Genomic DNA, 22,322 nt, shown 5'->3' on the forward strand with positions numbered 1-22,322 from the left:
GGAGATTGTAAAGAATGGCTCGTTACATTGGTCCAAAATGCAAACTCGCTCGTCGCGAAGGCACCGATCTCTTCCTGAAGAGCGGCGTGCGCGCGATCGAATCGAAGTGCAACATTGAAGCAGCACCTGGTATCCACGGCCAACGCCGCGGTCGCCAGTCCGATTACGGCACCCAACTGCGTGAAAAGCAGAAGGTCCGTCGTATCTACGGCGTTCTCGAGCGTCAATTCAGCGGCTACTATAAAGAAGCTGCTGGCAAGAAAGGTGCAACCGGTGAAAACCTGCTGCAACTGCTCGAATGCCGTCTGGACAACGTTGTATACCGTATGGGCTTTGGTTCGACTCGTGCCGAATCCCGTCAGCTGGTATCGCACAAGTCGATCAGCGTAAACGGTCAGACCGTTAACGTTCCGTCCTACCAGGTTCGTGCTGGTGACGTGGTTGCTGTTCGCGAGAAAGCAAAAAACCAACTTCGCATTGTCCAAGCTCTCGATCTGTGTGCCCAACGTGGCCGCGTAGAATGGGTAGAAGTAGACACTGAGAAGAAGTCGGGCGTTTTCAAGAACGTTCCAGCTCGCAGTGATCTGTCCGCCGACATCAACGAAAGCCTGATTGTCGAGCTCTACTCCAAGTAAGGGCTAGAAAATAGGTGCATCCATGCAGATTTCGGTAAATGAGTTCCTGACACCCCGCCACATTGATGTGCAGGTTGTCAGTCCAACCCGCGCCAAGATCACTCTCGAGCCTCTCGAGCGTGGTTTTGGCCACACCCTGGGCAACGCGCTGCGCCGCATCCTGTTGTCCTCAATGCCTGGCTGTGCAGTAGTCGAGGCCGAGATTGACGGTGTGCTCCACGAGTACAGCGCCATCGAAGGTGTACAGGAAGACGTAATTGAAATCCTGTTGAACCTTAAAGGTCTGGCTATCAAGCTGCACGGCCGTGACGAAGTTACGCTGACCTTGTCGAAGAAGGGTTCGGGGGTGGTTACCGCTGCCGATATTCAGCTGGATCATGATGTCGAGATCGTTAATCCCGATCACGTAATCGCTAACCTGGCGTCTAACGGCGCCCTGAACATGAAGCTCGTAGTAGCTCGTGGTCGTGGTTATGAACCAGCCGACTCGCGTCAGAGCGATGAAGACGAAAGCCGCAGCATCGGTCGCTTGCAGCTTGACTCTTCGTTCAGCCCGGTTCGCCGTATCGCATACGTGGTGGAAAACGCCCGTGTCGAGCAGCGTACTAACCTGGACAAGCTGGTTATTGATCTGGAAACCAACGGTACTCTGGATCCTGAAGAGGCTATCCGCCGCGCTGCAACCATCCTGCAACAGCAGTTGGCTGCGTTCGTCGACCTCAAAGGTGACAGTGAGCCAGTGGTTGTCGAGCAGGAAGACGAGATCGATCCGATCCTGCTTCGCCCGGTTGACGATCTGGAACTGACTGTACGTTCGGCTAACTGCCTTAAGGCGGAAAACATTTACTACATCGGCGACCTGATTCAGCGTACCGAAGTAGAACTGTTGAAGACTCCGAACCTGGGCAAGAAATCCTTGACTGAAATCAAGGACGTTCTGGCCTCCCGCGGTCTGTCCCTCGGCATGCGCCTCGACAACTGGCCGCCTGCAAGTCTTAAGAAGGACGACAAGGCGACTGCCTGATCGTCGTAATCACCGAACGTAGTGTTTGGTAAGGAATGAACCATGCGTCATCGTAAAAGTGGTCGTCACCTGAGCCGCACCAGCTCGCACCGCAAGGCCATGTTCCAAAACATGGCGGTGTCGCTGTTCGAGCACGAGCTGATCAAAACTACTCTGCCAAAAGCTAAAGAACTGCGCCGCGTTGCCGAGCCGCTGATCACTTTGGCCAAGACAGATAGCGTTGCTAACCGCCGTCTGGCTTTCGACCGTACTCGTTCGAAAGCTATCGTTGGTAAGCTCTTCAACGACCTGGGCAAGCGTTACGCTACCCGTGAGGGTGGCTACCTGCGCATCCTCAAGTGCGGTTTCCGCGCTGGCGACAACGCGCCTATGGCGTACGTCGAGTTGGTTGATCGTGCTACTGCTGGCGAAGCTGTATCTGCCGAGTAAGACGTCAGTCTGAAACAAAGAACCGGGCCTAGTGCCCGGTTTTTTGTGCGCGCTCGAAAAGTTTGCCAAGCTGATTGATAGCTTGCGAATCCAGTTAGGCTTTCTCTATCGATTGCTAATAGTCAATGAATTAGAAGATGTCATCTCGATCATCAATACTTCCTCTCAGCCGATTAGCCGGCAGTTCTAGACCGACAAAGGAAGAGATCGCATGAGCCAAAATAAAACGCTTACCACCGCCAGTGGCGCTCCTGTCGCCGACAACCAGAATTCCCGCTCCGCCGGCCCTCGTGGCCCGCTGCTGCTCGACGATTTTCATCTGATCGAGAAGCTCGCCCACTTCAATCGCGAAAATATCCCGGAACGCCGTGTACATGCCAAAGGCTCGGGTGCCTACGGGACGTTCACCGTGACGCGTGATGTCACTCAGTACACCAGCGCCAAGCTGTTCGAGGCTGTGGGTAAACAGACTCCGACGTTTCTGCGTTTCTCCACTGTAGGTGGTGAGCGTGGTTCTGCTGACACTGAGCGTGACCCCCGCGGCTTTGCCTTGAAGTTCTACACCGAAGAAGGCAACTGGGACATTGTCGGCAATAACACGCCCGTATTCTTCATTCGTGATCCGCTGAAATTCCCGGACTTTATCCACACGCAAAAACGTCTGCCGCAGAGCAACCTCAAAAGCGCTCAGGCGATGTGGGACTTCTGGTCGCATTCTCCAGAGGCGCTGCACCAGGTCACGATCCTGTTTTCAGATCGCGGCATCCCTGATGGTTACCGCCACATGCACGGCTTTGGTAGCCACACTTATAGTCTGATTAATGCCAACGGCGAGCGTCATTGGGTCAAGTGGCACTACAAGACCCAGCAAGGGATCAAGAACCTGGCACCGGCAGATGCTGCGCGTCTGGCTGGCACGGATCCGGATTACGCTCAGCGCGACCTGTTTGAGGCTATCGAGCGCGGTGACTTCCCGAAATGGAGCGTGTGCATCCAGATCATGACCGAAGATCAGGCAGCCGCTCATTATGAAAACCCGTTTGATGTCACCAAGACCTGGTCGCAGAAAGAGTTTCCGCTGATCGAAGTCGGCGTGCTCGAACTCAATCGCAACCCGCTCAATTACTTCGCTGAAGTTGAGCAAGCCGCTTTCGGTCCTAGCAACATGGTGCCGGGTGTGGGCCTGTCGCCGGATCGCATGCTGCAGGGTCGTGTTTTCGCGTACGCGGATGCGCACCGCTACCGTGTGGGCACTAACCACCAGCAACTGCCGGTGAATGCGCCTCGCAGTCCGGTGAATACTTACCAGCGAGATGGCTCGATGGCGTTTGGTAGCAATGGCGGTGCAGCACCGAACTACGAGCCGAATAGCTACGTGGAGTCGCCTAAACAGGCACCTCGTTATGCTGAGCCTGCATTGGCGTTGAGCGGCGCTGCTGATCGCTACGATCATCGTGCGGATACCGACTACTACAGCCACGCCGGTGCGCTGTTTCGGTTGATGAGCGATGAACAGAAAAACCTGCTGGTCAGCAATATCGCTGGAGCAATGGCGAGCGTTTCGAGTGACGTGATCGACCGTCAGCTGCAGCATTTCTTCAAGGCCGACCCGGCGTATGGAGAAGCAATCGCAAAGTTGCTCAACGTACAGCTTAACGAAGTCTAAATGAGAAGCAGAACCGCCCTTAATTGGGCGGTTTTTGCGTTATTTCAACCACTTTTCTCAGAATATCTTCGCTTTTATCGCGTAAACGGAGTGACCAATCCGCCGTCGTGGTTCAAACTACAGACTTTCAAGCAGGGAGATGTAGGGCGATGCAAGGCCACCCAGACGTTATCGATTACCTCAACACGTTGCTGACCGGCGAACTGGCCGCGCGTGATCAATATTTCGTCCATTCGCGGATGTATGAGGACTGGGGTTTCACCAAGCTCTACGAACGTATCAACCACGAGATGGAAGAAGAAGCAGGTCATGCTGATGCTCTGATGCGTCGCATTCTGATGCTCGAAGGCACGCCACGTATGCGTCCGGACGACCTCGATGTGGGTACAACCGTGCCGGAGATGCTCGAAGCGGATCTACGTCTTGAGTACAAAGTCCGCGCCGCACTGTGCAAAGGCATTGAGCTCTGCGAACAGCACAAGGATTACGTCAGTCGCGAGATCTTGCGTGTTCAGCTCAATGACACTGAAGAAGACCACACTTACTGGTTGGAAAAGCAGTTGGGTCTGATCAAATTGATCGGGCTGGAGAATTACCTGCAGTCGCATACCTGATTGCTGCGGATATAAAAAAGCCCCTGTCACTAGTGAAGTGACAGGGGCTTTTTCTTGGCCCGGATTCAGGCCCGATCACGTTCCAGCAGCGGTTTCAGGTAGAAGCCGGTATGAGATTGCTTCATTTCGGCCACGTCTTCCGGTGTACCCACTGCGATGATTTGCCCGCCCTTGGAGCCGCCTTCCGGTCCAAGATCGACCAGCCAGTCGGCAGTCTTGATCACGTCCAGGTTGTGCTCGATCACAACGACCGTATTGCCATGGTCGCGTAATCGATGCAGTACATCGAGCAGTTGCTGGATGTCCGCGAAGTGCAAACCGGTGGTTGGCTCGTCGAGGATGTACAGGGTCTTGCCGGTATCGCGTTTGGAGAGCTCGCGGGACAGTTTCACCCGTTGGGCCTCACCACCGGACAAGGTTGTCGCTGATTGCCCCAGTTTGATGTACGACAGGCCGACGTCCATCAACGTTTGCAGCTTGCGCGCCAGCGCCGGCACCGCATCGAAGAACTCACGTGCTTCCTCGATGGTCATCTCGAGGGTTTCGTGGATGTTCTTGCCCTTGTATTTGATCTCAAGGGTTTCGCGGTTGTAGCGCTTGCTCTTGCAAACGTCGCACGGCACATAGATGTCGGGCAGGAAGTGCATTTCGACCTTGATCAGGCCATCACCCTGGCAAGCTTCGCAGCGTCCGCCCTTGACGTTGAAGGAGAAACGCCCCGGACCATAGCCGCGTGAGCGTGACTCGGGCACGCCAGCGAACAGCTCGCGAATCGGCGTGAACAAACCGGTGTAGGTCGCCGGGTTGGAACGAGGTGTACGACCGATCGGGCTTTGGTCGATATCGACGACCTTATCCAGATGCTCCAGGCCTTTGATGCTGTCATGGGGCGCGGCTTCCAGCGTTGTCGCGCCATTCAGAGCGGTAGCACTCAGCGGGAAGAGCGTGTTGTTGATCAGCGTCGATTTACCCGAACCGGAGACCCCGGTCACGCACGTCAGCAGGCCGATTGGAATTTCCAGGTCGACGTTGCGCAAGTTGTTGCCGCGAGCGCCCTTGAGCGACAACGACAGCTTCTTGTTGCGGGGCGTGCGTTTGGCGGGCACCTGGATTTTCACCCGACCCGACAAGTACTTGCCGGTCAGGGAGTCAGGGTGCGCCATGACCTCGGCCGGCGTGCCTTCGGCGACGATATGCCCGCCGTGCACCCCAGCCCCCGGGCCGATATCCACCACGTAGTCGGCCAAACGGATAGCATCTTCGTCGTGCTCGACGACGATCACCGTGTTGCCGATGTCGCGCAGGTGCTTCAGGGTGCCGAGCAGTCGGTCGTTATCACGTTGGTGCAGACCGATCGATGGTTCGTCGAGGATGTACAGAACACCCACCAGGCCCGCGCCGATCTGGCTGGCCAGGCGAATACGCTGTGCCTCACCGCCGGATAATGTGTCCGCGCTGCGATCCAGCGACAGATAGTCGAGCCCGACGTTGACCAGAAACTGCAGGCGTTCGCGGATTTCCTTGAGGATCTTGTCGGCGATTTCACCGCGACGACCGGTCAGTTTCAGTCCGCCAAAGTAATCGCAGGCATCGCCGATCGGCAGATTGGTCACCGCCGGCAACGTTTTCTCGCCGACCCACACGTGCCGCGCCTCACGACGCAAGCGGGTGCCGCGGCAGTCCGGGCACGACTGGGTACTGAGGAACTTGGCCAGCTCTTCACGCACCGAGGCAGACTCTGTTTCGCGGTAGCGACGCTCCAGGTTCGGCACGATGCCTTCGAACGGGTGCGAGCGTTTGACGATGTCGCCCCGGTCGTTCAGGTATTTGAAGTCGACGTTTTGCGAACCGCTGCCGTGCAGGATTTGTTTCTGCTGATCGGCCGGCAGCTCGTTGAACGGCACTTCCAGGCTGAACTTGAAATGCGACGCCAGCGACCCGAGCATCTGGAAGTAATAGACGTTGCGCCGGTCCCAGCCGCGAATCGCCCCTTCGGCAAGCGTCAGCTCGCCATTGACCAGCCGCTTGATGTCGAAGAACTGCTTCACGCCCAGGCCATCGCAGGTCGGGCAAGCGCCGGCCGGGTTGTTGAAGGAAAACAGTTTCGGTTCGAGTTCGCTGATGGCGTGGCCGCAAATCGGACAGGCGAAGCGCGCGGAGAAGATCATCTCTTCGCCGGGCTCGTCGTCCATCGGTGCCACCAGGGCAATGCCATCCGCCAGCTTCAGCGCGGTCTCGAAGGATTCGGCCAGACGTTGCTGCAGGTCGGCACGGACCTTGAAACGGTCGACCACCACATCAATGGTGTGTTTTTTCTGTTTGTCGAGCTTGGGCGCTTCGTCCAGCTCGTAAAGCTTGCCGTTTATCCGGGCGCGAACAAAGCCTTGGGCACGCAGCTCTTCGAAGACCGACAGGTGTTCGCCTTTACGCTCGCGGATCACCGGGGCCAGCAACATCAGTTTGCTGCCCTCCGGTTGTGCCAGGACAAGGTCGACCATCTGGCTGACAGTCTGCGCTTCCAGCGGAATATCGTGATCCGGACAGCGCGGAATACCCACGCGGGCATACAGCAAGCGCAGGTAGTCGTAGATTTCGGTGATGGTGCCGACGGTCGAGCGCGGGTTGTGCGAGGTCGATTTCTGTTCGATGGAGATCGCCGGCGACAGGCCTTCGATGGTGTCGACGTCGGGCTTTTCCATCATTGACAGAAACTGGCGGGCATACGCCGACAGCGATTCGACGTAGCGGCGCTGACCTTCGGCGTACAAGGTGTCGAAAGCCAGGGATGACTTGCCGGAGCCCGAGAGGCCGGTGATGACGATCAGCTTGTCCCGTGGCAGGGTCAGGTCGATATTCTTCAGGTTGTGGGTTCGAGCCCCACGAATCAGGATCTTGTCCAAAGTGGCCTCGCTTGGCGGGCGTCGAAAACGTAGGAGTATACGGCCAAATACTGGATGGATGCACACTATCGAATGATGTCATTGCAGGCTTACATGAAAGCTCTGTCATCTACACGCGGCAAAGCGTCGCGATATACCCTGCCAATCGATGGGACTGGTAGAATCGCCGCCGGTTCACATGAGGTTTTTCCATGCACGATCCCCACAGCGAACGCATGAGTGGCAGCGAGACCCGCGCGGCGAGCGGTCTGGCCCTGGTGTTCGCCTTCCGTATGCTTGGCATGTTCATGGTGTTGCCGGTATTGGCGACCTACGGCATGGACCTGGCAGGCGCGACCCCGGCCCTGATCGGGTTGGCGATTGGCGCTTATGGCCTGACCCAGGCGATTTTCCAGATTCCGTTTGGTTTCATTTCCGACCGCATCGGCCGCCGTCCGGTGATTTACCTGGGGCTGATCGTCTTCGCCCTCGGCAGCGTATTGGCGGCCAACGCCGATTCGATCTGGGGCGTGATCGCCGGACGCATCCTGCAGGGCGCCGGGGCGATTTCCGCAGCGGTCATGGCGTTGCTGTCGGACCTGACCCGCGAACAGCACCGGACCAAGGCCATGGCCATGATCGGCATGACCATCGGTTTGTCGTTCGCCGTCGCCATGGTGGTCGGGCCCTTGTTGACCAGCGCCTTCGGCCTGTCCGGGCTGTTTCTCGCCACGGGCGGCATGGCGCTGTTCGGCATCGTGATCGTGATGTTCATGGTGCCGCGCTCCACCGGGCCGTTGCAGCATCGCGAATCCGGCGTGGCGCGCCAGGCTTTGATTCCGACCCTCAAGCACCCGGACTTGCTGCGTCTGGACCTGGGCATTTTCGTCTTGCACGCAATGCTGATGTCGAGCTTCGTTGCCTTGCCGCTGGCGTTGGTGGAAAAGGCCGGGCTGCCCAAGGAGCAGCATTGGTGGGTGTATCTGACCGCGCTGTTGATTTCCTTCTTCGCGATGATCCCGTTCATCATCTACGGCGAGAAGCGACGCAAAATGAAACGAGTTTTGCTCGGCGCCGTCGTGACGCTGATGCTCACTGAGCTATTCTTCTGGCAGTTCGGCGATAGCTTGCGGGCTCTGGTGATGGGTACCGTGGTGTTCTTCACCGCGTTCAATCTGCTGGAAGCTTCGTTGCCGTCGCTGATCAGCAAGGTTTCACCGGCAGGCGGCAAAGGCACGGCGATGGGGGTTTATTCCACCAGTCAGTTCCTCGGATCGGCACTGGGGGGTATCCTCGGCGGCTGGTTGTTCCAGCATGGCGGTTTGTCGGTTGTGTTCCTCGGTTGCGCCGGGCTGGCTGCACTTTGGCTGGTCTTTGCTGTTACCATGCGTGAACCTCCCTACGTGACAAGCCTGCGCTTGCCGTTGTCGCCCGAGGCGATCCGCGAAGCGGGTCTGGTCGAGCGCCTGAAGGCCGTCGTAGGGGTAACAGATGCAGTGATAGTCGCTGATGAAGCGGCCATTTACATCAAATTGGACACCGAACTATTGGATCGCACCACCCTTGAGAGCCTGGTGAACAACCCGGCCGGGGCAGCGTGCGTAGCCTAGGAGAACGTAATGGCCCGTGGGGTTAACAAAGTCATATTGGTCGGCACTTGCGGCCAGGATCCTGAAGTTCGCTACCTGCCGAATGGCAACGCCGTGACCAACCTGAGTCTGGCGACCAGCGAGCAATGGACCGACAAGCAAACCGGTCAGAAAGTCGAAAAAACCGAATGGCACCGTGTGTCGATGTTCGGCAAAGTCGCGGAAATCGCTGGCGAGTACCTGCGTAAGGGGTCGCAGGTTTACATCGAAGGCAAACTTCAGACCCGCGAGTGGGAAAAAGACGGTATCAAGCGTTACACCACTGAAATCGTGGTGGACATGCAAGGCACCATGCAATTGCTGGGCGGCCGTCCTCAGGGCGACCAACAAGGCCAGGGCGGCGGTAACAACTACCAGCAATCCGCTCCGCGCCAGCAGGCTCCACGCCCTGCACCGCAACAGCAGCCACAGCGTCCAGCCCCACAACAGGCTGCACCGCAACCGGCTCCGGATTTCGACAGCTTTGATGACGATATCCCGTTCTAACCTACATAATATTTAGTTGTAAAGGTAAGCGGGGGACTTTAGGAGTTAAAACTCCTTACTCGCTGATCTTTTAGAGTTAGATGAAAACCCTCTTCGCTGTAAAGCTAAGAGGGTTTTTTTTCGCCATGTGTAAAGCTGACCTACAATTGCCCCACAATCAAAGAATGTAAAGATAAAAGCCGACGTAATAATGTGTAAAGGTTGGGGGACGTATGGAAGTGAGGATGGTGCGGCACCCTTCGGGACAAAATCTTCCTATCCTGCTCGATGACTTTGGCTTGCCCATACCACTTGCGAATGAGTGGGTCCTCACTAGGCGGGATCTTAGTCCTAACACATTAACAAGGAATCTTAGAGAGCTAGCTATCCTCTTTGCATGGTTCGATGCGCGTCGTATTGATTTCTCAGCATATATGGCTGGCGAGCGTATGTTCACTGAGGCTGAGATCACGGGAAGTCTGTGTGAGCGTCTGCGGGTTGGGGTTAAAGTCCGTCCAGGTCAAGCCAGGCTCGAATCTATAAGCCATAGCAGGAAGGTCGCCGTATCCCCTTTTACCTACAAGCTCCGGCTGATTACTGTTAGGCAGTTTATTAGCTGGTGCTTTCGTGTAACGCTAGGTTCGCTAGCCTCAAGCGATCCCGCGCTCGTGAGAGTGAGTGCTCATAAAGATCACGTAGATAGACTCCTGAGCAGCCAGGAGATAAATAATCCCCCTCAGAATAAGTCGATAACGAAGGGGTTGAGGGATTCCCAGGTTAAGGACTTAATTTGGTGCGTCGATTTCAGAAACGAAAAGGCATATGGCATAAATCACCATGTTAGATTTAGAAACTTTCTAATTGTAATGATTATGCTCAATTTTGGTCTGCGGCCGGCGGAAGTGCTGACTCTTAGGCTGGAGGACGTCGAGTTTGGAAGTGTCTCAGCTCTTCGAGTATTAAGGCGTAAGGCAGATCCCAATGACCTAAGACGCCCACAACCAAGGGTTAAGCGAAATGGACGGGATCTCATTGTGCAGAAGCCGACTCTGCTGCGACTTATCGATGAGTATGTTGAAGTCCATCGAGAAAAAGTTATGGATCGCGTTGGTAAGGATCATCAGTACCTAATTGTCTCGGATGAGGGGGATCCATTACACGGAAACAGCATATCGAATTACTTTCAGATTATTCGCGCGAAATTCAAGGATGAGCTTCCTTCAAACCTCACCCCGAAATCTCTCCGGCACACCTATTCAAGTATGACCGAGAGGGAGATGGCTGAGAGGGGTGTTCCGGAGGATGAGCGGAAACAAGTTTTGGCTTATCTAAGGGGGGACAGCAGCGTACGCTCTCAGGAAGTTTATATTCATGGAGAAATTGTTCGTCAAGCAAGTGCTATTCAGTCTAAGTATCATGACACACTTATGAGGAGCTTTTTAGAATATGCAAGTTACGAATCAAGCGCGGGTAAAACAGCCTGAGCAGGTTGAGCAGTGGGAGCCCATCCCTAAGTCGATTATAAGTAGAGAAGGACATGTTATCGACACTAGTGGGTTAAGCTGGCACTTACCGTCTACCAGTGGTCGATTCGCAACGTGTACGTTTGATCGTATTAAGAATTTAAAATTCCGCTACGCGCTCATGCGTTACTGTATGCATGTCATAAAAAATATATCTGCTGCATATGCCTATAACGTTTACACTGACTGTTGGCGCTTCCTTCTGCTCGTAAATCCAGAATTCAATGATGCTAATGTCGTCAATTTTGAAGAGGAATTGGTCGCATACGTAGAGAAGATGCTCGCTGACACAAGACGGGATCATAAGCTCTATCAAGTCCCTCGCGTAAAGTCTTGGTATCTCTGGTGTAGTCAATACCTTAGTGAGATTGGCTTTAATGACGAGTATGCCTGTGTGTTGGAAGCGCTCCGAATACCGGGCGGCCCCAAAGGTGCGGCGGTAAAGAATGAAGACGTGGACGCCGGCCCACTGCACCGTGTCTATGAGCTACAGCCACTATATAATGCGCTGCATAATACTACCTGTAACTCTGTTTCTGACTATCAGCAACGAGCTGCTTTAGCTTTATTTATTGCTCATGGTAGAAACCCCGCCAATCTATCATGGTTGCGAGAAAGTGATCTCATCAACGTGGCTCCAGGTTTGGACGAACCTTGTTGGGTAATAAAGTACCCGCGTATCAAAAAGAAATTGCTAAACCCTCGCGATGATTTTGTTGAGGCGCAGCTTCCGACAGAGTTCGCACCCTATATACAACAACTCATTGCAGTGAATCGAATCACTGAGCCAGATACGTGGATGGGTGTAAATCCAGAAGATTTTGACAGGCCACTGTTTTTCAACACCGCCGTCAATACTGCAGCGGCGAAGGCGGGTCAACGCGAGGCATTCTTCAACTATGAGTCAGGATATTTTGCGACGCTGCTTCAGGGCTTTGTTCTGACGCACCGTATAATCTCACCTCTTACTAATATGTTGCTGCATCTTAGTCCTAGACGCCTTCGCTATACATTGGCCACGAATCTTGTAAAAGACGGGGTTGCTCAGCGGCAGTTGGCTCAAATTCTTGATCATACAGACCTCCAACATGTACAGGTTTATTTCGACCTGGCGGGAAATATAGTCGAATTATTGGATAAGGCTTTGATTGGCCCTTACGCGCAAATGCTCGGTTTCTTTCGAGGTGAATTCATTGCACCAGGGCATAGTGCCGTAAACGAAGAGGATGCTGGAAAGCACATCCCATTTGTTTACATTGAAGACGCTCCTGATATTGATTTGGGTGTTTGTGGTAAGCACTCGCTATGTTCACTTCATCCACCATACTCTTGTTACAAGTGTCCGAAATTCCAAGCTTATATCAATGCAGATCATGAAGCCGTTCTGCTGTATCTGATAAACGAGCGTGAAGTTAAATTCGAGTCGGGTAACAAGCGCATAGCGATGCAGCTCGACGAAATTATCTTCGCCGTTGGACAAGTTGTTGAGAAGTGTAAGGAAGTCAAAGGAGTCTCGGCGTAATGGCAAAGGTAGCGGCTTTTTTAAGTAAGATTGAACTAGATCGCGTAGCAAACCTAAGTCGTCTGGCAGGAAAAGCTCGGATGCTGCGTATGTTGGGCTTTGAAGAGATTAGCTGGGGCGAGCCAAGCTGGATGTTTACTGCTGGTCCACTTACGATTCTTTCGGCTCGTCGGTCCGGCAAGCCTAGCATTTATTTCAGACATGCTCCGAATATTGGAGGCCTTCCCTTGGAAGGTGATTGGGCAACGGTTGCAAAATCACTCTTCTCCCTGAGAGCACATCGGGGTAACCAGAAGATCAGCAACCATCAGATGTTTGTTACGGCAATCAGTTACATCAGTCACTGCGTAGGCGGAGAGAAACGTCCGTTATCAAAGCTAGTGGTAGAAGACCTTGAAGCTGCATGCAGGCTCATATCAAGTCACTATAAGGACTCAACCGCATATAATCTCCATAAGGCGGTAAACGAATTTGCGGGCCATTGCGACGCCAATCAATTGTGCAACGTTAGGTTTGAGTACAAGTATTCAGGATTGAAGCGCCCTGCAAACGCCAGCGGTGCTAAGCAGCAGCGATTAGATTCGCCTCACGTTCTCGAGCAGACCTCAGGGGCTCGAATTATTGATCTTGAAGTGTTTAAGCTTATAGGTATGCTGTATCAAAACGTGCCGAGGCACCATAAGTATCGAATGTACGTCCTGATGCTCGTCATCTTGTCATGTATAGGCAGGCGCTATAGTGAAGTCGCTACATTACCTGTACAGCAAATCGCGATTGATGCAGACGGTAGGCGTTACCTAAAGTATTTTTTGATGAAGACAAGTTTGGGGGACAATCATCACCCAATTGACAGGGTTTGGCTGCCATCCGAGGCTGCACCAATTATTGAGGACGTGATCGGCGAATTAACGGCAATGACTCTGGCTGCGAGATCGACCGCAGTTGAAATGCGAAAAACAGGCGGTCCCGATCTACGCTGGATCACGCCTTACGCCGACGACTGCAGGTTTTATATTGCGGACTTGGAAGCGTTGGGTTTCAGCTTTACCGTGTTACGCCCAAACGGCTGGCTGACATTGAATGGCCATACTTTCCCTGACCCTGAAAAACTTACATCTCAAGGTAGACGCCCAGCGAAGCCTTCGCGCTTCACAACAAAGCGAGGGTTGATTTCCTACTGCGAAAGTACATTTGATCCGCGCTTGAACGATGCCATTCGCATCGCTACCACCGGTCAAGTCTTCCATCAGGAAGATTTGTTATTCTTGCGATATCAAGGTATGTCTTCGGGTGGTGTTTCTATCTGTGTGGTCACAACCGTAACTCATTCAATGTTCGCAACTTTTTTGAGAGACCATCTTGAGCCCCTTACGCATGAGTATGGCGATGGTAGCGTCAAACCTGATTATTCAAGCCATGATTTCAGGCACACCATTAACACGCTTCTGAACGATGGAGGAATGAGTGATTTTGTTCAAACCAAGTGGTTTGGACGAAGATATGCGAATGATACTAAAGCCTATCAGCACACCTCGCGCGAAAAAAGAGCGCTGATATATCAAGAGAAAATTCGCGAAGGTAAAATCGGCGGCGCAATTGCTGATAATTATGTTCAGCTGCCAATTGAGTATAAAGAGGCTTACCTGAGAGCCAAGATTTCTGGCGTTCATGAGCTTGGTACTGGCATGTGTACCCGTAATCTGTCGCAGGCACCATGTCCGAATCATCTCGAATGTCATGCAAAATGTTCCGACTTTTCTTGGGAGAAAGACGACGATAGCAAAAAAGCAGGTGTAGTTCGCGCTTTTGAAGTTGAAGTCGTTCAATACGAAAATGCGCTGGCTAAGTCCCAGTCCAGCAGACCAGGTGAGAGCAACCAGTGGATGGCGCACTCAAAGAAAAAGATCGAAACGCTAACAGCAATGTTGGACGATTTTCAGTTGGACGCTGAGGTTATTAAAGCTAGCGCACTTGGAGAATAGGCATGAGCAAGTTTGCAAAGCGAATGGATTCCGCTGATATTAAAGCCATCATTAAAGAGCTAGATCGATGGGCTCTTGGCGACCTCGGATCTGGGTTGCGATGGAAAATCTTGGAGGACCAATTTGGCTTTACTCGGCAGGCCTTGAATGCGCGTCTTGAAATAAAGGTCGCGTTCGACGCGGCCAAGGCCTCGCTTGCGGGAGGATTGGCGGCTAAACAAAAAAACGCGGCTAGAGATTCTGGCCAGCTAGCGCTCAAGGTTGAGCAGCTCGAAAGGGAGTTGCAGGCATATAAAGATCGAGAGGCGAAATGGCTGCTGAGATGGCAGCAAATTGCCTACAACATCAGAGCAAGGTTTGGCGCTCAGATGAGCAGCATCGATATGCCTGGCGGCTCGCTAGAGGGGCTACCAAGTCTGCGTACTGCAGAGAGCATCCTTAGGCACCTCGATAGCCCCATTCCGCCAGTGGGGAGCTTGGATGCTAATACCGATTAGTGTTGTAGGGACGTGAAAACTGACTTTCTCCCTAAACTTTTGGTGGCGACTGAGTGTGGATAGGTAGCCCAGTCCAGTTCTATTCGCGTTGTCATGGAATGTCAAAGCTCGGGTTTCAATGGTAATTCTACACGGCTGAAATCTCACGGTGGAATTTTCAGTGGTAGCTGGAGGGTGTAAGCTTGGTTAGCGTACATTGAGCGGGAGTGAAATATTATGATATTTAAATATATTTCTAGTTGCTGCGGACGAAACGTCTTCTGCACAAGAGAAACAGTTAGACGCCTGTGTTCTGCTAGTGAAAAGCTTGAGACCGTTTGCTTTTTATCGCAATCACAAGCACTAAGCTCCGTTGAGTTGGCATCATTGCGCCAGGAAATGCGGCTGGCAGGCGCCTGGATGCAGTCAATATTGAAACTTAACTCTCGGTCCAAAGATGAAGAGTAGATGCGGCGCCCTGTCACGTTTAAAAGGGGGTCAATTGGTGTTGTTGTTCTTTGTAGATGATCTTCTTTTCTGTCGCCTTAGATATTAGATCTGTGGCCGATATATGATTGTTTGGCTGATAGTAAACTTTATTGCCTTCGACTGAGTATGCCTCCACGGTGCCGTAGGCGCTACAGTGATAAATAGTTAGATCAACTAATTTTTCCATTCTCCAGTCGCCTGACTCATTTAAATAATCTGGACTAACAAGTTTTATTGTTTCAATCACCGTGTGTTGTGGTCTTGTCTGTATCAGTCTGCAAAGGAGAGCCGGATCCATTACCTGAATCATCGATCTTCGCGTACCGGTCGGTGTAACACGCAGCAGGGTTAGGTAAAACCATGGGAGATTGAGGGTGTGCTCCACTGCGGTCCAATGGAGCGCGTCGCTTTCTGAACCGGGCTCGCTAAGAAGCGCCCAATGCGGGGTGGTGAACATGTGGAGCGTCCCTTTGGCAAATGAGTCCTATAGATTGTAGTCCTATAGAGTTCGCGGAGGCTTCATGTTTCATTTTAGGATGGATCATGGAACTGAAGCCTGCGTTTGGAACGGCTCTCAAACTCATCCGCAACAGAAGGGGGATGACTCAGGAAGACTTTGGTGTAATCAGCAGCAGAACCTACCTAAGCTCTCTCGAAAGGGGTTTGAAATGCCCGACTCTTGAGAAAGTCGAAGATCTTGCTGCCGTTTTGAACGTCCACCCACTGACGGTTTTGGCGGTCGCCTACACAATCAAAGATTCTGCAGCTTTGGAAGCGCTGATGCGTCAGGTGAAAGGGGAGTATGAATGGGTTTTTTCGGAAACTAGCCGAAATTTGGGCGAGCCCGCCCATCGCTGAGCCTGCGCAAGCTTGATAAACGATGATGATCAAGATTGAGCCATCCGTGGCTCAAATTTGGGGGGGGAGCCACCCCTAGCTCAAATTTGAGCGATAGCGTTCATGGTTGAGCCATCCCTAGCTCAAATTTGAGCGATTTCTTCTGTGTACGTTTTACCCTGCCCAAACTCGGTGTAGTTTCAACCGTATCATCCCTCTTGGGCATCTATCTTGAACCTTGAAGCAACATTTCCGACAGGTGAGTGGTGGGTAGCCAGATTCCCTCGATGCTTTCGAGGTAGCTCTGGCACAACGAAACAATTTTACTCTGCCCCGCAATCCGGACGCTGTGCTGCTCAACTTCAGTTCGCCCGCTCAGGATATTTCTTGTGAATCCCGAGGTTGATAAAAGCAATCCCTTGGTCGGACCGCCGACTCTTGCAACGACGTCTATCAAGGCACTGAGAGTTTTGGTTCCCGGCTTTTGTCCGCTTGGAAGCCAGTGCTTAATCTCAACTAAAAAGACGCAGGGCTCACCATCGTCGATTGTTTCCAAACGAAGGTCGAAGCCACCATCTTGTGCAGGTCTAGTTAATTCTGTAGTAAATCCAAGCTCCTCAAATATCTCTCGCATGACCCTTTCAAGATCTCGCCATTCAACATATCTGAGCGTCAGCGGATTATTAGCTATCTCAGAAGCCATGGCTTTCATTGCTGTTCTAACAATAACCTCAAGACGAGAAGACGCTTCCGTAGCAGTCCAAGCTTTACTTTCGGGGATCACTTCACTCAGGTAACGCTTGAGTCTGGGCCTACCAGCTAATGGGAAAACAATTCTGCCATCCAGTTCCAGCGCCGCAGTGGCCTCTTGGGTGTAACGCCAGGATCGACCAGCTGGTGGCATATGACCTTTCAGTTGATATGTCATTGCCGGGCGATGAAACGGTGCAGTCAGATCTGAAAGTAAGTATGCCCCTCGGGGATCGTTGTCTGGATTTTTGTATCGGGAATCCACTAATGGGGGGGCTGAATCCATTCGAATAATTTCTCCGTTGCTTTGGTTGGGCGCGGGGACACTTAGGGAACCAATGCCTAGGCTACCACCGGCACAACAATTATGAAGCGACCAGATCCTTGAGGTTACCAAGCAAAGGAACGTCTGCTGCAGGTACGCGCAAGGAGTCTCGTGGACGGTATAGATTCAGAAGGAACGCGCCAACCTCAACTTGGTGGATACAAGCTCAGTAGCGAGTCTCCCTTTGCATGTAAACCTTAACGCGGGTCCACAAAACTACTACCGTAACCGTCCGGCAAACACGCCTTCCTGACGCCCTCGCTTAGGGCGATGGTGTCCACCTAGTAGCGTAACCGTCCGGCCAACACATCTTCCTGATCCCCGCGTTTAAGGCTACGGGGTCTGCCTTTGTCGATGTCAGCTACGCGGATCGAGCCTCGGCTCTAGATAGATCTACGGAAGCTCTGATGGCATCAATTACGTCTTGAGCGAGCGCCATAACTGTCGTTGTACTGATTTCAATTCGACTGATAATGTCTTCTCTCGGGCCCTGTTTCCAGGCAGCGCTTGCGTAAAAAGCATCTTGAGATACTTGGCGATGGCTCTCGCTTTCATAGGAGCGAATTAGGTGATAGCTGTCACAATCATGTAATGAGCTGCCATAAGAAACGACATCTATGCCTGCTTCTAGGTGAAGCGGAACACTTACATTCTGCATTATTTGATGAAAGTCCAATCCCGATCCTGGCTTTAAGGTGTACATCAGGATTTCAATAATTCGAGTCATTCCAAGTCTTCCATGTGGAGTTTCAACGTGAGCATCCGCACATCCCAGCTTACGTTATTAGGCGGGAGTCCACCTATGCGGATCTGCGCGTGAACGCTATCGTTCAGGCATGAGCTAGGGGTGGCTCAAATAGGTGAGCTACCAAGATCTGCGAGCAGGTCTCACCGAAGCGCACGGGCGGTTTTGACCCAGCGCAAGGCGCCAACGCCCGACGTCATGCCACGCGCTATACGTACCGGGGTGAATAGAGAAAACGGACAAAACCGTAAGCTAAGAATGGCCTGTCGCCATGCTCGCAGGCAACCGATCTAGGCTCGAAATCTCTTGTGAACGCTTGTAGAGCCTTGTTGACGCTTGTGGAATCGTTATTTATGATTGTCCTCAGTGACTGTATCTAGTGGAACCCGCAGGTTAGGTCTCTCAACCAGACCCGCAAAAGAAAACCGCCCCTCAGGCGGTTTTTTTTGGCCTCGATTTGGAGTGACTAGGCGAGCACAAGTACATTCTCATTCGCACAACTGCCATCCCTACCGCGACCCTAGTAGCTGCCCCTCACCGAGCTCCTGCCGCATAAGTGGGCGTCCATCTAACCACGCAAGATGTGCAGGGCAAACGCTTCTTCGTATCCGACCGCTTGCGATTTACGGAGACTATCTATCGGCTTCCAGCGTCACCAAAATAATCATCCTTCGCGACCAGACCAAGATTATCGGTGAGATCCTGGCCGTTCTCGCTGAGCAGATGTTGAGTTCGCCGCTCCTGCTTGAGGTAAGCCAACGTTCGGAAGAAGCATTCCTCACACAGGTGCAGCTCATAGCGCTCCCCATCATGGGCAGTGCCATAGCCCCAGTGTGCTTGTAGGGTGCCGAACTGATGCCCGCCAGTATCCAAGCGGGTGGAGCAACGGCATACATCGCACACGACATCCGTGACGGTCTCGACTTCGACTCTTCCGGTTATTTTCATCGCTGACTCCTACAAACGGCTCTGGCTTTGCTTTCAGCATACAGGCTCCAGGACGGAGCGTAGGCTGGCTATTATTACAGCCACTGTTTGAATCCGCAGTCGTTCTCTGCCGCTCAAGGTCCATGAAATGTGGTGGTCAATTCCATGCAAATGGCTGGTCAGGTCGAATGCAATTGGATGGGCGAGTCTGCGCAATACCCCAACCACGCAAGCTGAGTTGGCGGAACGCCTACCTACTACCCGCACTGGAGGGGAGCAACTGAAGTGTTCGCGACACCAAGCGCTTTGTGTATGTCCGGGAGCACGCCTTCCTGACGCTATCGCTTGGGGGCGATAGTGTCAGGCACGTGCACTAAGCGGGGAGGCTCCGCTGTGTCACGGAGCAATGGCTTGTTGTCGATTTCTAATCGAAGTAACCCAATTGGAGAGGGTGTCTATCTCGTATTGTATCGTGTCTGGTGAAGGTAATTTCTCGCTCAACCCATCAGGCTGATTGTGAAGCAGCATTGATAGACGTCCATATGCCTGACGCATCTCTTTATGATCGCCTTCAGTCAGTACCGTCAATTGTAGAAGACCACCGGTGGACACTTTCCTCCCCAATCGCCTTAGTACCGGCTTCACGACTTCTTCAACTGCCCGCTCCCAGGCGGTGCGCAGCTCTACATCAAAGTTGTTGACCTCCGACCGCCAGCGAGCAGAGTCACCCCGATCGTGCAGATTTGAAACATTGGTGAGGTGTTTCGCCAATGACGACAGGACCTGATCGATCGGTAGTACGTCATTCGGCGGGCTTTCGTTGCAATAACCCGGTTGTTGGGAGCCTCGGCTAATCAAACGGTAGGCGATCGGAGTTTTTAGCTCCCTGCATGCCTCTTCCAGCAATAGAAGGAACGCCACATCATGTGTAAGTACGATTACTTGCCGATGCATTGACTCCTCAGCCAGCCGCTCCGCCACCGCTTGCCGGTGAATGTGGTCCAGCGACGACACCGGATCGTCAAATACAATTGCTGAGCGAGTATTGGTGGTGGCAAGTTCGGCGAGAAACGCGGCCAGGGCTACGCAGCGATGCTCTCCTTCGCTGAGGACTTGGCCAGCCGCGTGTTTCGTTTCACCCTTTAGACGCACCTGGAATTGCGGCACACCTCCTACAGTTCTGACTTGCCGGAGCTCGATTCCCAGCATCGAGATCCCCAGCTTAGTGATCTCGTTATCGAAGCAGGCTTTGAGGTGGTCGGTCACGTGAGAACGGGCCAGCGTTGTCGTATGAGCACTGATGCGATGCGTAGCGGTTTGTTTAGCTAGCTGCTCAAGAGTTTCTATCTGCTTCAGACGGTCAATCTGTTGCATAACTTCAGTGATGACTATGCCGAGCCATTTTCGGTCGATTAGCTCGTCACGTTCATTGACTAGAGCTTTGCGTTCAAGTGAATCATTTTCTGCGGTCAACGCACTGATGGTGGTATCGATGGAGATAATAAGGGCAGAGAGGTCATCAATGGGCATGACGGGAAGAGGCGGTAACTCGCGCGCGTCCTCAGGATCCCGGAAGCGAATGATTGCGCGAAGTCTCCACGAGGCCTGAACGAAGGCTTTTCTGAGTTTCTGCGATAGCTCTTTCTGCCCGAGGTCATCCCGGTACCACGCGGCGCTCTCCGGAATTCTTCTGATGATCGGCCTAGCATTTTTCAATGCTCGCAGGGATAGACTGTAAGTCTGTTGAGCGAGCGTTTCCTGTCGTTCGCTTTCCCCTTTGACGAAGGTCTCGAAGGATTCAAGCCGATCTTTTGCTTCGTCCGACAAGGCTTGCTGGCACAAGGGGCAGCGCGCGCCATCATCTACGTTAGGGAACGGCTTACGGTGGTATGCGTGCTTTACCGAGTAATCGCGCGCGGCAGTCCATAGGGTGCGCCATACATCTGAACCAACATCCGGAAGCGGTTGATTGGAGAACAGCTTCGTCGAAGCTATTGTCGCAGCGTACTTGGCGTCTTTGAGCGCTTTCAACTCGTACATCAAGCTCAGATAACAATCGTCCGATATCGCATCGTCTAGGTCAGACAGTGCTTTTAAGCCCTTTTCAATCCTACGCTTTCGTCCCAATAACTGTTTGTGTAGGGTTTGAGGGTCCTCTGCGAGCTCCTTGGTTAGGCTCTCAAGTCGTGCGATTTCTTTAGGTGTCATCGCGGACAAGGCTGTTATTTTCGACTTATCTGTTTTGTGGCTTAAAGTGCGAAATACTAATCCAACGCCTGTTCCTGGCTTGCAGGTGGGGGAATGCATGAGGGCAGGTGTTTGAGACCGAATGGTCGATATTTCCTGCTGGTAGCGAACGCTCAGGGTCTTGCATGTCTCAGCAAGTGAGGCAAGGATTCCAAGCGCAACTGGGGTATACGCAAGGTTGTTCGCACCATCTACATGAATGTTGGCCGTGCTGCTGTCAAACACGCTGACTGCCGACAATCGAGCATCGGAGGGGGTGCCGAAGACCCATTGGCTTTTTTGGTGCTGCTGACCCACCGCGAAGTCGACACAGGCCGATGGTTTTGCGGTGGAGTTAAGGTACACATTAGGAAGAATGATATCGCGTTGTGCTTTGCGAGCTCGGCACAGGTGTTTCAACACCCTGGCGTATCCGGATTTCCCCGCCCCATTGTCACCATACACGACAGTCATCCCTTTTTTAGCAAAAGCTAATGCTTCGCCTTCCGCCAGAGCATTCACGTTCTTCAGGCCGTGGAGACGGTGGAGCGTCACGACTGCGCCACCCGCATTAGGATCTTTCAGATGGGTGTCCATTAATGGTATCCCCACCACAGTTCCCTTGCTGATTTCAAAAAGCTCGGCGTGGTCAGCTTCGTCCAGTCTCTCCTTCAGATAGATCCTGCGTAGGGCATCTTTCTGCCAGTCCGGACATTTGGCAGACCATTCAAGTATTGATGCAAGCGCTGTGGCTTCGGATGTTGTGGGCGAGAGCGTTCCAGTCGAGTCATTCATTGATCGCAGATTCCATTCGGTTTCCAATCAAGGGGTGCCATCCTCATCTTCAGCGCTGGCGAGACGGCTTATGGCATCATGACACTACGGCGGTTGGAACAAAAATGGAACGTGATGAGTGCTGCGGGCGGCTAAGCCAAAGTGTCCGCCCCGCCTGATTCCGCTACTTCAGAGATAGCCAATGCAGTTCTGTCATCAGTCCCGACAAAATGCCGGTGGCAATGCCTTGATTTGGGATGAGGGCAGTTTGCAGCGCCAGGTTCTTCTGCGCATGCATGCGTGTCCATTTATGGACGAGGTTGTCATTGAGGATGTGGATCAACGCGACGTTGGCAATCGAGGGTCAGGCTGCGTGCACTGAGCG

General features: G+C 52.9%; 18 protein-coding genes. 12 read left to right on the forward strand and 6 right to left on the reverse strand.

Features of this window, described 5'->3' with window-relative positions:
• The first annotated feature begins 14 nt into the window (after positions 1-14).
• The 5 genes from rpsD to bfr all read left to right on the forward strand — a co-directional run bounded on the left by rpsD (position 15) and on the right by bfr (position 4,368).
• Positions 15-635: a 30S ribosomal protein S4 gene (gene rpsD / locus KHO07_RS02985; RefSeq protein ID WP_003176404.1), complete on the forward strand. Its 621-nt coding sequence runs from the start codon at positions 15-17 to the stop codon at positions 633-635.
• A gap of 22 nt (positions 636-657) precedes the next feature.
• The gene (gene rpoA, locus KHO07_RS02990) at positions 658-1,659 is read left to right on the forward strand and encodes a DNA-directed RNA polymerase subunit alpha (RefSeq protein WP_007970428.1); all 1,002 of its coding nucleotides are present in this window, start codon (positions 658-660) and stop codon (positions 1,657-1,659) included.
• Positions 1,660-1,701: 42 nt separating this feature from the next.
• The gene (gene rplQ, locus KHO07_RS02995) at positions 1,702-2,088 is read left to right on the forward strand and encodes a 50S ribosomal protein L17 (protein WP_007970429.1); all 387 of its coding nucleotides are present in this window, start codon (positions 1,702-1,704) and stop codon (positions 2,086-2,088) included.
• Between the two features lie 211 nt (positions 2,089-2,299).
• The gene (locus tag KHO07_RS03000) at positions 2,300-3,754 is read left to right on the forward strand and encodes a catalase (RefSeq protein WP_150734586.1); all 1,455 of its coding nucleotides are present in this window, start codon (positions 2,300-2,302) and stop codon (positions 3,752-3,754) included.
• Positions 3,755-3,903: 149 nt separating this feature from the next.
• Positions 3,904-4,368 (forward strand): bacterioferritin, encoded by a 465-nt coding sequence (gene bfr, locus KHO07_RS03005; protein ID WP_003228714.1) that lies wholly within the window; start codon positions 3,904-3,906, stop codon positions 4,366-4,368.
• Positions 4,369-4,433: 65 nt separating this feature from the next.
• Here the strand turns inward: bfr and uvrA are convergent, their stop codons facing one another.
• Positions 4,434-7,268, reverse strand: coding sequence for an excinuclease ABC subunit UvrA (gene uvrA, locus KHO07_RS03010; protein WP_150734588.1), 2,835 nt, complete (start codon positions 7,266-7,268; stop codon positions 4,434-4,436).
• A gap of 191 nt (positions 7,269-7,459) precedes the next feature.
• On the opposite strand from uvrA, the gene KHO07_RS03015 reads away from it, so the two are divergent.
• The 6 genes from KHO07_RS03015 (at position 7,460) to KHO07_RS03040 (ending at position 14,885) form a co-directional block, all read left to right on the forward strand.
• A complete protein-coding gene (locus KHO07_RS03015) occupies positions 7,460-8,857 on the forward strand; it encodes an MFS transporter (RefSeq protein ID WP_150734589.1) in 1,398 nt (465 codons plus the stop codon).
• Positions 8,858-8,866: 9 nt separating this feature from the next.
• A complete protein-coding gene (locus KHO07_RS03020) occupies positions 8,867-9,382 on the forward strand; it encodes a single-stranded DNA-binding protein (protein WP_007970128.1) in 516 nt (171 codons plus the stop codon).
• A gap of 428 nt (positions 9,383-9,810) precedes the next feature.
• Positions 9,811-10,845, forward strand: coding sequence for a site-specific integrase (locus tag KHO07_RS03025; RefSeq protein WP_212626424.1), 1,035 nt, complete (start codon positions 9,811-9,813; stop codon positions 10,843-10,845).
• A complete protein-coding gene (locus KHO07_RS03030; protein WP_212626425.1) occupies positions 10,808-12,406 on the forward strand; it encodes a tyrosine-type recombinase/integrase in 1,599 nt (532 codons plus the stop codon). The genes KHO07_RS03025 and KHO07_RS03030 overlap by 38 nt, the downstream gene beginning before the upstream one ends.
• The gene (locus KHO07_RS03035) at positions 12,406-14,388 is read left to right on the forward strand and encodes an integrase (protein WP_212626426.1); all 1,983 of its coding nucleotides are present in this window, start codon (positions 12,406-12,408) and stop codon (positions 14,386-14,388) included. Before KHO07_RS03030 ends, KHO07_RS03035 begins: the two co-directional genes overlap by 1 nt.
• Before the next feature lie 2 nt (positions 14,389-14,390).
• On the forward strand, positions 14,391-14,885 hold the full coding sequence (locus KHO07_RS03040; protein WP_212626427.1) for a protein kinase: 495 nt from the start codon (positions 14,391-14,393) through the stop codon (positions 14,883-14,885).
• 466 nt (positions 14,886-15,351) lie between these two features.
• Here the strand turns inward: KHO07_RS03040 and KHO07_RS03045 are convergent, their stop codons facing one another.
• Complete coding sequence (locus KHO07_RS03045) at positions 15,352-15,810, reverse strand: hypothetical protein (protein ID WP_212626428.1); 459 nt, start codon at positions 15,808-15,810, stop codon at positions 15,352-15,354.
• Positions 15,811-15,896: 86 nt separating this feature from the next.
• Here KHO07_RS03045 and KHO07_RS03050 point away from each other — a divergent pair, with 86 nt between their 5' ends.
• The gene (locus KHO07_RS03050; RefSeq protein ID WP_212626429.1) at positions 15,897-16,211 is read left to right on the forward strand and encodes a helix-turn-helix transcriptional regulator; all 315 of its coding nucleotides are present in this window, start codon (positions 15,897-15,899) and stop codon (positions 16,209-16,211) included.
• Positions 16,212-16,416: 205 nt separating this feature from the next.
• Here the strand turns inward: KHO07_RS03050 and KHO07_RS03055 are convergent, their stop codons facing one another.
• The 4 genes from KHO07_RS03055 to KHO07_RS03070 form a co-directional block, all read right to left on the reverse strand.
• Positions 16,417-17,226, reverse strand: coding sequence for a restriction endonuclease (locus KHO07_RS03055; RefSeq protein ID WP_212626430.1), 810 nt, complete (start codon positions 17,224-17,226; stop codon positions 16,417-16,419).
• A 400-nt stretch (positions 17,227-17,626) separates the two neighbouring features.
• The gene (locus KHO07_RS03060; RefSeq protein WP_212626431.1) at positions 17,627-17,992 is read right to left on the reverse strand and encodes an NIPSNAP family protein; all 366 of its coding nucleotides are present in this window, start codon (positions 17,990-17,992) and stop codon (positions 17,627-17,629) included.
• Positions 17,993-18,646: 654 nt separating this feature from the next.
• A complete protein-coding gene (locus KHO07_RS03065) occupies positions 18,647-18,958 on the reverse strand; it encodes a hypothetical protein (RefSeq protein WP_212626432.1) in 312 nt (103 codons plus the stop codon).
• Between the two features lie 375 nt (positions 18,959-19,333).
• On the reverse strand, positions 19,334-21,958 hold the full coding sequence (locus tag KHO07_RS03070) for an AAA family ATPase (protein WP_212626433.1): 2,625 nt from the start codon (positions 21,956-21,958) through the stop codon (positions 19,334-19,336).
• Positions 21,959-22,322: the final 364 nt, after the last annotated feature.

Source organism: Pseudomonas sp. PP3, assembly GCF_905336995.1.
Classification (GTDB): Bacteria; Pseudomonadota; Gammaproteobacteria; order Pseudomonadales; family Pseudomonadaceae; genus Aquipseudomonas; species Aquipseudomonas reinekei.